Source organism: Blautia sp. ZXY-1-C6 (genome assembly GCF_056339875.1).
Map to the genome: position 1 here is coordinate 1 of NZ_JBWJVQ010000298.1, position 2,138 is coordinate 2,138.

A 2,138-nucleotide genomic window follows, 5' to 3' on the forward strand; every position below is an offset into this window, starting at 1 on the left:
ACCTTCCAAACAGCTGTATTATTTATTTTTTATATCAGCAATATAGAAATCTGTCAATTACATTACTGTTCACTCCGTTCTCAGTAACGTAGCCAAAATTCATTCAGGAACATAAATTTTACAGCAATTATCCAAAACCCGGTTGACAATTTCCTCTCTATAAATGTATAATGTAACCCAAGAAAACATTTGTCCACCCTATTCGGACAATGAATATCCCTATATCAGCCAAATGCCATGACAGGGAGGAGTACACAACCCCGGGAAGCACAGAGAGAAAGCGGTCGGTGCGAGCTTTCGTGAACGAATTGTGGAAGTAGCCCCCGAGCAGTGAACCAAACCGTATATCCCGTCTGATCCACAAGACCTGAACGGACATGCCAAGTAGGCTTCAACGTCAGTTCCACGTTACAGGAACACAGTATATCAGTACTGACAAAGTGCAGAGCCAGACTCTGAATACAGGTGGTACCGCGGAAACATTTTCGCCCTGGGCAAACAAGCCCAGGGCGTTTTTTACTATATTTATATATCAGGGTCAAAAAGTCTTCGTGCTTGCTTTAATCTGTCACATCAAACCCGCCACCCCACACTCGGCAGAATCAGCGCAGCGCCATTCTGCCCCACCCTGTATTCGCCAATACACAGCTCGGAAATTTATTTGTTTTCGGGTGCATTTGCAGGAGTCGTAGTAACTCTTAGTGCCTGGAAATCTGCGTTGTTCAGAAAAATCTCACTGTCTGAGCCGCATCCGCGGCGAGTTTGAGATTTTTCTGAACGGTTTTAGCAGATTTTCAGACACTTAGAGTTCCTAGACCCCGAAACCGCACCCGAAAACAAATAAATTTCCGAGCGTCCTATACACATACACAAAGGAGGTTTACCCAAATATGAAACAAATATCCGGCAACAAACTCTTAGTAAAAGCCTTAAAAGAAGAAGGCGTAGAATACCTCTTCGGCTACCCCGGAGCCTGTACCATCGACATCAGTGATGAACTCTACAAACAGGACGATGTCAAAATCATCCTCCCCCGTCACGAACAGGCCCTTGTCCACGAAGCCGACGCCTACGCCAGAACCACCGGCAAAGTCGGCGTATGTCTGGTAACCAGCGGTCCCGGAGCAACCAACCTTGTAACAGGACTTGCAACCGCCAACTATGACAGCGTACCTCTTGTATGCTTCACTGGCCAGGTAGCCCGCCACCTCATCGGCAACGATGCATTTCAGGAAGTAGACATCGTAGGAATCACCAGAAGCATCACCAAATACGGCGTTACTGTCCGCAGACGTGAAGACCTGGGACGTATCATCAAAGAAGCCTTCTACATTGCCCGCACCGGCCGTCCGGGACCTGTCCTCATCGACCTTCCAAAGGACGTAATGGCAGAACTCGGCAGCGCTGAATATCCTAAAAATGTAAATATCCGCGGATACAAGCCCAACACAGATGTCCATATCGGCCAGCTCAAACGTGCCATCAAACTTTTAAACAAGGCAAAACGTCCTTTATTCCTTGCAGGCGGCGGTGTAGTAATCTCCCGCGCCCACGAAATCTTCCGGGAAGTAGTAGAAAAGACAAAAGTTCCGGTTGTCACAACCGTAATGGGAAAAGGCTCTATCCCCACAGACCATCCGCTCTACATCGGAAACCTTGGTATGCATGGTGCCTATGCAGCAAACATGGCAGTCAGCAACTGTGATCTCCTTTTCTCTATCGGAACCAGATTCAATGACAGAATCACAGGAAAACTTCATGAATTTGCACCTCATGCACAGATTGTACACATCGATATCGACACCGCATCTATCTCCAGAAACATTCAGGTAGATATTCCTATTGTTTCAGATGCAAAAGAAGCTATCACAAAAATGAATGAATACGTTCAGGAATGCTCTACAGGCAAGTGGCTTGGCCAGATCAGCCAGTGGAAAGAAGAACATCCGCTGAAAATGCGTCCAAATGATCTTTTAAGTCCGATGGATATCCTGAAAGAGATCAACGAACAGTTTGAGAACAGTATTATCGTAACAGATGTAGGACAGCATCAGATGCTTGTCTCCCAGTATGCGGAAATCACAGAGGGCAAACAGATGATCATGTCCGGTGGTCTGGGAACAATGGGCTATGGTCTT

Annotated in this window: 1 protein-coding gene and 1 other annotated feature; the gene reads left to right on the forward strand. The window is 46.5% G+C overall.

Annotated elements, in window-relative coordinates; translation table 11 throughout:
- The first annotated feature begins 228 nt into the window (after positions 1-228).
- Positions 229-496: a binding site (T-box leader), on the forward strand.
- Between the two features lie 394 nt (positions 497-890).
- Positions 891-2,138, forward strand: a 1,248-nt coding sequence (gene ilvB, locus AC075J_RS18320; protein ID WP_476390599.1) for a biosynthetic-type acetolactate synthase large subunit, incomplete at its 3' end; no start/stop codon positions are given.